Origin of the sequence: Ideonella sp. (assembly GCF_041914305.1) — a bacterium.
Lineage (GTDB): Bacteria > Pseudomonadota > Gammaproteobacteria > Burkholderiales > Burkholderiaceae_C > Ideonella.
This window is the reverse complement of the sequence record NZ_JAYSDQ010000029.1, coordinates 57,365-65,135: the sequence shown is the minus strand read 5'-3', so window position 1 is coordinate 65,135 and position 7,771 is coordinate 57,365. Positions and strand designations below refer to the sequence as shown.

9 protein-coding genes are annotated in these 7,771 nt (G+C 64.2%); 3 read left to right on the top strand and 6 right to left on the bottom strand.

All coding sequences use genetic code 11. The features are described 5' to 3' along the window. Positions 1 to 168: 168 nt before the first annotated feature. Positions 169 to 429, bottom strand: coding sequence for a hypothetical protein (locus ACE3SG_RS27510; RefSeq protein WP_374569463.1), 261 nt, complete (start codon positions 427 to 429; stop codon positions 169 to 171). 181 nt (positions 430 to 610) lie between these two features. On the opposite strand from ACE3SG_RS27510, the gene ACE3SG_RS27505 reads away from it, so the two are divergent. From ACE3SG_RS27505 to ACE3SG_RS27495, 3 genes are all read left to right on the top strand, one after another. Continuing rightward, the gene (locus ACE3SG_RS27505; protein ID WP_374569462.1) at positions 611 to 874 is read left to right on the top strand and encodes a hypothetical protein; all 264 of its coding nucleotides are present in this window, start codon (positions 611 to 613) and stop codon (positions 872 to 874) included. Next, positions 871 to 1,083: a BPSL0761 family protein gene (locus ACE3SG_RS27500; protein WP_374569461.1), complete on the top strand. Its 213-nt coding sequence runs from the start codon at positions 871 to 873 to the stop codon at positions 1,081 to 1,083. The genes ACE3SG_RS27505 and ACE3SG_RS27500 overlap by 4 nt, the downstream gene beginning before the upstream one ends. 1,055 nt (positions 1,084 to 2,138) lie before the next feature. Next, positions 2,139 to 2,372: a hypothetical protein gene (locus tag ACE3SG_RS27495; protein WP_374569460.1), complete on the top strand. Its 234-nt coding sequence runs from the start codon at positions 2,139 to 2,141 to the stop codon at positions 2,370 to 2,372. Positions 2,373 to 3,030: 658 nt separating this feature from the next. Here the strand turns inward: ACE3SG_RS27495 and ACE3SG_RS27490 are convergent. The 5 genes from ACE3SG_RS27490 to ACE3SG_RS27470 all read right to left on the bottom strand — a co-directional run bounded on the left by ACE3SG_RS27490 (position 3,031) and on the right by ACE3SG_RS27470 (position 7,402). Next, a complete protein-coding gene (locus ACE3SG_RS27490; RefSeq protein WP_374569459.1) occupies positions 3,031 to 3,324 on the bottom strand; it encodes a hypothetical protein in 294 nt (97 codons plus the stop codon). Between the two features lie 33 nt (positions 3,325 to 3,357). Continuing rightward, the gene (locus tag ACE3SG_RS27485) at positions 3,358 to 3,555 is read right to left on the bottom strand and encodes a hypothetical protein (protein WP_374569458.1); all 198 of its coding nucleotides are present in this window, start codon (positions 3,553 to 3,555) and stop codon (positions 3,358 to 3,360) included. A gap of 246 nt (positions 3,556 to 3,801) precedes the next feature. Beyond that, positions 3,802 to 4,182: a hypothetical protein gene (locus ACE3SG_RS27480; protein ID WP_374569457.1), complete on the bottom strand. Its 381-nt coding sequence runs from the start codon at positions 4,180 to 4,182 to the stop codon at positions 3,802 to 3,804. 225 nt (positions 4,183 to 4,407) lie between these two features. Beyond that, positions 4,408 to 4,593, bottom strand: coding sequence for a type II toxin-antitoxin system PrlF family antitoxin (locus tag ACE3SG_RS27475; RefSeq protein WP_374569464.1), 186 nt, complete (start codon positions 4,591 to 4,593; stop codon positions 4,408 to 4,410). A gap of 1,159 nt (positions 4,594 to 5,752) precedes the next feature. Next, positions 5,753 to 7,402 carry a DUF5906 domain-containing protein gene (locus ACE3SG_RS27470; protein WP_374569456.1) on the bottom strand — a complete coding sequence of 550 codons (1,650 nt, stop codon included), beginning with the start codon at positions 7,400 to 7,402 and terminating at the stop codon, positions 5,753 to 5,755. Between the last annotated feature and the right edge of the window lie 369 nt (positions 7,403 to 7,771).

Here is a 7,771-nt window from a genome sequence, read left to right as displayed (position 1 = left end):
ACGAGTCGTTTAGCGAAGTGGTGTCCTACCTCGCCCTGCAGATGCTGCGTGCGGAATGGCGGCGCGGCGAGTACGACGTGGTGCGCGACCTGGCGGAGGACGCTGCGGCAAGGATGCGCACGGCGTGGTGGTTAGTCGAAGAGCTTTGATTTCAGCTCTTGACCGCGGCTATGGCGTCACATCAGTGCAGCCCGTGAGCCCTTCTTGCGCGCAATACCTGGCCCACGTCGCACCGGCGCTCATATCGAGAGCGGGATACCCGCTCAACTTGTACTCAATGCCGTCCTCTGTCCTCCCGCTACGCGCTTGACCGTCGAACGTGATGAGCGGCGGCGAGACATGCGTCGACGCAGTGGCTTCGTCGTAGCCGATGATGTGGAAGCGCCCGTCGGTGCGCTGGAATACGCGATAGCGGTAGATGCTGGGCACGGGAAGAACCTTGATTTCAGCTTGGACGGAGCACTGCGCGTGGCCGGAGCATTGTGCCGGCACAAGGTGGCGTGCGAGAGCACGCATTGGAGGACCTCGAGAGAATGGCTTCTTTCAAGGTTCGTTTGTGCATTCGTTTCGCAAAGTTGCGCGCGCATCGTTGGCGCGGTAGTGTCGAGCGATGAAAGTTGGCGAGCTCATCACGCTTCTGCGGCAGTGCGACCCGGGCGCACAGGTTGCGCTCGTGGACACAACCGGCGTATTCGCGCTGATGGACGTGCAGCAGACGCCTAGCCGCGATGCGGTGCTTCTCTCGCACGAGAGCACGGGGTTTGAGGCAGAGCGTGTCGAGACGCCGCGTGAAGCTGGCATCGCGATGGGCCTCTACAGGTTCAGCGACGCAGAGGTCATGCGCCGCATCCGCAAGCGGGGCGGAAAGCGATGACAACGCCCGACGAGCGCACGCGCGCGGTGACTCGCGCACGGCGATTCCTCGAACGCCTGCAGACCGACGAGCGCGTGCCCGCCGCCCTACGCGCCGAGGCGCTGCAGGTGCTGCATCACTATCCTGGCTACGCCGAGCTAGACCTGTCCGCCGACGCACTGCCTGCGGTGTGGGGCAGCACGCGGTTTCGCGAGCGCGGGGAGAGCTGAAATCAATGGGCATGGAGCGCTTGCACGACGAGCGCTGGCGACTGCGCGAGATGTTGCGCCTGGCGAGGTCCGTGCGCCGTCGGGAGCCGCGGCGGTTTCGGTGGCTCGTGCCTGTGCTGAAGCAGGAGCTGAGGCGGCACGGCAAGTTGGTGTCGCGGGCGAGTTGGTACTGAAATCAATGGGGCTGGAGCGAGCGACAGCGAGCGGTGCCTGCGTCGGGAGGGCGGGCGGCACTGCTTGGCGCAGTGCCGGGCGTGACCACGCGTTCCGCGTGCTCCCGCTGTGGTTGCCGCCGACGCTTCGCTCTCGGCGACAAACAGCCGGAACACTAGAAACACCTGGTCTGGACTCGAAAGCTGCGCAGCATGACGGGTAAAGCCCGCGCCGGGGCCCATGCCACGCCGGGCGACGCCCGGCGGTTCTTCACACGCGGGAGCGCGCAGCGCTCCTTGGCCGGCCAGGGCGCGGCGTAGCCGCGCAGAGTGTGCGGGGGAGTGAATGCAATACAGAGGCCGTCGAGAAGAGGAGCGGCGCAACTTGCGCGACGCGCTCGAAACAACGCGGGACCTGCGGACGTACGTGCGTAGCGTGGGCCAGGTTCACAGAGTCAAGCGCCTGCTGCGTAGCGCTGGGGTTCCCGTGCCTCGCCCGCGTGTCTCACGGGCTCGGGAGCGCTAGCCTTGTGCCGGCACAAGACCAGCTGGTCACAACCACTTGCGCGAGATGCGAGCGCAAGCTTGTTGGCAAGGGCTGTTGTGTTTCACGCGTGACCGGGCGATTTGATAGCGGCGTTACGCGACGCATAACGCCGATGGAGGGGCCCGTGACACGCCTGCGGAGGCCTAATGCCCTCGTACCCGTACCGTACCCGGTGTGCCGGACTGAACGCAGCGGTCTCTTCAAGGTTGGTGCGGACGGCCCGCATTGCCACACACCCGCGCACCTTGTGCCGGCACAAGACACGGCGACCATGGTGAAGCTCTTGGCCGCCCCAGGGTTCCAGATGAACGACGCTGGTCCGTACGCGGACCGCGTGCAAACCTAGACTGTCACGCATGCGAGGTACCGTCATCGAGGTGCTACCGACGCTCGGCATTGCGCACGTGCGCTGCGACGACGGGAGTGTCGTCGGCGTCAACCGCGATACGCCAGGCGTTCCGTTTGACGACCTGCAGGCTGGCGACGTTCTGGAGCTCGAGGTCCTGCAGCCGTTTTCCCGAGCCGCGAAGGCACGTCGCGCAGATGGCTTCACGCCGAAGAAGCGGATTTCCGGCCGAGCTCACCGCTGAGTCATACCACTAGAGAAGCCCTCAACCGGGGACCCCACCTCTGGTAAAGCGGCGGCGAATGTGGCGGTTGCTACACGAACCACAGCGGACTCATCTTCCCTGCTGTTTCGCGTTCGACATCGTGCAATCAACCCATCAACAACTGAGCGCATCGCGCGCTCGCTACGAAGCCGCGCTGGACGCCTGGCTTTCGCTCACGAAACCCCCTGGCCGACCTTCGCAACGCAGGCAGATGGAAGTCGAGTTCGAGGCCGCTGCCGTGCTTGTGCCGGCACAAGACCAGGGAGGCGACCAGTGAGCGCAGCAGCAGAGTTCTATGGTGGCATCCCCGGCGTGCTCTGTGCGCGATTTGTGGGGGGCCAGATGGTCGGCTTGGTGCGCCGAGATGGGCGGCAGTTCAATGTCTGGCTCGTCGGCAGTCAAGGCCAGCACTGCGCCGCGGTGTGCAGCAGCTACGCGCTTGCGCGTGCGGCGTTGGGCAGCCTTGTGCCGGCACAAGACACCCCACATCCGAAGCTGCGCGCGAGCTGCATTACGAACCTTGGCGGTCAGGAGGTTGTGACGACTAGGACGCTGGTGCCGCTCGAGCCATGCGCCGCGACTGAGACGGTGAACGTGTCCGTAGGCGACCCGTGCCTTGTGCCGGCACAAGACCGGGCTACTTGCTCTTGAAGGTCAGATACAGGGTCACCGCGCCGAGGACGGCCGCGACGACCCAGGCGATGAGGGTGTGACGAGCCTGCGACTTGGACGCGCTCAGGCCCTCTTGAGCAACCTGCAGCGTGTCCTGTTGGGCCGCGTCTGCCTTGGCCTGCTGGCGTTGCTCAAGTTGCACCACCGCGTAGTCGTACAGCTCGCGCTGAAACCGTGAGGCACGGCCGCGCTGAATCTCGTAAGCGAGTTCATCGTCGCTGAGTGCGTCAACAGCAGCTTTCCGCTCGGGAGTCAGCATACCGAGCACTGTACTTTGGGAACATTGCTTCGTTCAAGGTTGGTGCGGGGGCTCGTCGGCGTTCGTGGCGCCGTCGAGCTCCGGGCGGTACGGGCGGAATACGCCGAACTCCGAGCGAGCTTTGACGTCGCGGTACTGCTCAAGCTCATCGGCTCTCGGGCGTTCGAGCGCACGGGCGAGCCAGCGCCAGCATGGCAGCTGCATCAGCCAAAGCTGCGGGCGGTAGCTCATGGCGAGCAGCCTTGTGCCGGCACAAGGCGCACAACGCGCCCGCGCTCGTCGAGCTCGAACTGCACCCCTGGGCCGACCCGTAGTTGCTGCATAAGGCGGTGCGTCACGAGCTCCGCAACGAATATCCACGTGCCGCCGTCCCCGCGCACGTAACCGAACCCGGCGTCCAAATTCAGCCTGGCTACGGTGCCAGGCTGTAGTCCGGCAGTGAGGAGAAGGGTTGCGTTCATTCGTCGTCGTTGTCGGTCAATCGTCGAGGTCGGCAGGCTTGAGGGGGAGTTCGAGGCGCGGAGGCTCCCAGTCCCATTCCTGCGGCTCGGGCGCGGGCGGGAACCGCACGCTCGTGGCACCTTTGGCGAGCTCGGCGCCGACGGACCACTTAGTCTCGCGGCGGCGCGCGTCTACGCGGGCGTCTATCGCGGCAAACACGTCGTCGAGGGAGCGTGCTCGGCGGTCGCGGAGGTACTGCTGCCAAGCACGGTCGCCGCGGGCGTGGAATGCGGCGTGGGCCCGGCGCTTGCTGCGCGCGACCTGTCGACGTACGCGCGCGAAGAACTCGGCCTCGCGCTGGCTGGCGTAGTGCAGGCGGGTGGCCTGGCGGCGTTTGGCGAGCGCGCGGACGTTCATCGAGCGGCACGGCTGGTCGCAGCTGCAACGCAGCTGCAGATGGCCCACAGGGCCCAGCCCCAAGGCGGAGCGCTGGCCGTGCACAGCGTTGCGGCCCAGAGGGCCATGGCGCCACCAGCGAGAGCGCAGAGCCTCCGGTGTGGGGAATCCGGGGGCATAGGGGCGGCTCCCTCGGTGAAGAGGGCCCGGTGATGTGGGGAGATTGAGGGGGCGTTCACTGGCGACTCAGAACTGACGACACGACGGCGACCCCGGCGTGCTGCGGGTCGCGGGCTTGTGCCGGCACAAGACGGTGCCGTCGGGGAGGACGTGCCAAGTGAGGGTGTCGCCGAGCTGCACGCCCAAGGCTTCGCGAATGGAGCGCGGGATGGTGGTCGAGCCGCGCCTGGTTAGCGTGGAGGTGTGAGACATCTCTTGTGTTTTTGCAGGATTGGATGAGAAGGCGATATTGGGTTGGAGGATGTAGTACTTGTGCCAGCCCAAGGCATTCGGCGTTCTGTCGTCATCCCAGCCGCCTTACTCCGGTGCCGGCGGGAACCGACCAGGAGCGCTGTTCGCAGGCCCAACATCAAGCAGGAGCCCCGATGTCGTCCAAGGCAGCAGCACAAAGCAGCCCGTCCGCGGTGTCGAGACCTTGTGCCGGCACAAGGCTAGTCGGGGCGTCTGCCTCGAGAAGGGTAGATTCTCAGACCCTCATCGTTCAGGCCGAGGACATCAGGGTCGCCACGCTCCCGTCGGGCAATCACATCCAAAACGAGCGCTAGTGCGCTCGCGCAGTCGAGAACTTCCGACCCGAATGGCAATATCAGCTCTCTTTCACTGCCTGTCCGCCCAAGCCAGCGACAAGTCGCACTCATGGATGCTCGAGACGCTGAAACGATGAGTATGTCCTCGGTGCCGCAATGAATGGCATTGAACTCCACTGACACGGTGTCCCAGTTCTCGCGTCGAATCAGGTCCAACTCCATTGCGGTGGCGCCGTCCGCCACCCAGCTCAACGTGGCAATCGGCCCCGACCAAGGGTCCGAGGGGTCGAACGGGACTTGGCTGGTCGCTCCAACGTCCCAATCAAGGAAGAGCAGATTGCTGGTCATGCTTGTCGCGCCGCCGAACGGCTTAGCTACGACACAAAGCGTGCTGGGCTCACCGTGGCCCTTAGCGTGTAGAACGATGGTCTGAGTAGGAGCGGCGCTCAGAACCGCTGGCGACGAAGGGATGTGACTTTGGTTTGGCATGGGGAGGGCTGGTGATTCGCCTCGACCATGCCAAAACTCGTGGTCGTTGTGTAGAGGGTCCGGAAGTTCACACCAGTCACACTGGTAGTCGATGCACAGCACAGGCTCGAGAGAGGCGTCGTTGCTCGGCTCACTTTGAATCCCACGCCCGGTGTAGACCTCGTCACGCTAATGGGCGAGGACGTCAAGTGGTTCCTGGAGGCAGCGGCCGGCGCGGGCAACATGGCCCACGATTCGACTCAAGGTGCCCGGCGCGAGCGCCGCGGCGGGCTGTTCGGAGCCTTCCGGCCGGTGATACTGCCAGTCGAAGTTTCGGGCGGTGTCGCCCTAGAGACTCAAGTCTCCAATGCGATGAGTGCTGCCGGGCTAATGGAGAGCGGTAAGTTCCGGCGGTGGGGCTTCACCAGATGCCCAATGGGCGGGCCAAAGTGGCCCTCGCTGATGCGCAGGCCGAACCAGGCATCACAAGCGGTGGCGCCTCGAAGCTGCGGCGCTATCAGCAATGCCTCTCCGCGGTCGGTGATGTGCATCGAAAGTTCAACATCCCCGACCTTGGAGCGCGCTTCAAACTCTCGCGCAGCGTCTTGCAGTCGTTGGGCCAGGTCTTCGAGAAACTGCTTCTTCGGCGAAAGCGGAAGTTTCTGCTTCTCACACATGAGCCTGAAGGCCGCATAGAGCTCGTCGGCGGCGACTTCGAAGGGCCCGAACTCCAGCATTCCGATGAAGCGGTCAGCCGGCTGAATCGGACGAACTACTCGCTCCGAGTGGGCCGCGACGCTCTCGGGAACCTCAATGGTTCCGGCCCTCAAGACCTCACCCGCACCCTGCAGCGCCCAAGCCACCAGAAGCGCATACTCTTCTGAGCAAATGGCATCCGCCAGCCCCAGGACCTTGTCGCCGTCTTCGGGTTGATGCGTCATGTGCAGGGCAATGACTCTTCGAACCATGCCTCTAGAAGGGTCCGAGAACGCCGGAGCAGGGTTAGATGCCTGCGTAACCAGGCAGCGCGGGTTCAGCGTATAGGGGTCTCTATATTTCGGATTGACGTTGACTGGCTCCCAGCTGATGAGCTGCTTAAGCAAGTTGAGGTCGGTAACGGCGTTGCCTTCGGCGCCAATCATGCTGAGTGCGCCCACCAGTTTCTCGAGGTTTGATGAGACCCGCAGGTCCGCGAGTTGCAACGGTGCGACGGCAGCGTCCGTCACAAGGGCACGAAGGAGCCGCAGTACAACGCTCTTGCCGTTGCCCCCGGGCCCGTACATGTACATCAGCTTCTCGGGGTTGGGGGTTCGATGCACCACGAGGTGGAGTCCGAACCATCGACGCAGGACGATGACCTGGTCGTCGTCAAGGGAAGAGCGCAAGAAGCGCATCAGCCTGCTGCCATCAGCAAGGCCGTTCTCCAGGTCCATCCAGGCATCGAACACGTCCTGTCCGCGAACAGGCAACACGCGAAGGTTCCCATACGCTGGGTCGCTTCGGTCCACCGAGATGGCTCCATCCTCTTGCAGAGCGACGACGCCGTCCTGTACTGGAACGCCAAGGCAAGTACCGAAAGGCTGCAAGGCGAGCAGCTTGTCGCGCCGCTGGTCGAGCCAGGCATCTAGCAGGGCGTTGTAGAAGCAGTTTGACGTGCGGCCATTGTGTCGCGGCGTCCCGATGAGGCGGGTCATCGCCAGCGAAAGGCTCCTGGCCCAGCCGTCAGCGTCCCACCAGTGCGCGCCGGTCCACAGGTAAGGCTTCAGATTCACGCCATAGGCTAGGTTTGGCAGGCCGGCCATCGTCTGGCCGACCACGTGCGCTACGTCGACAGGGCCCTGCGGCCCCACAACGTCGACCGGCGGCAGCAGAGGGCTTCCATCTGGCGCCCTGATGACCACCCGTAGCGTCTGGGTTGACGAACCCGCCGACTTGGGCAACTCGGAGACATCGAGGAAGCGCTGGGTGCCAACGGCGTAATGAATGGTGACTTTGCTGGTGCTCATGGGACCGACACGAACTGTCAGTTCACCTTATCGGCCCTATTCCACTAGCCTTCAGTCGAGTTGGCCACCACCGTGGCCGCTCAGCTTTGGTCCTGCCATCTGAAATAGCGGAAATACAGGAAATAGCGGTGGTGGCTACGTCGGTGGGCGGCGAAGCCCCGGCACACTGGAGCCGTGCCCGGCAAAGCGGGAGGTTCAAGGCCGCAGCTCGTCCCATCGAGCGCTGGGTCTCCGCCGATGGAGTGTGCAATGCCTGAGCTGGTCGGCCGAAACGATTGACATCCTCCCCGTACAACATGATGCGGGTAGCGGCTGCGACGGTGCGTGCACTTTTACTCGGCCCTGCAGGGAGTGTCCTTTCAAGACCGC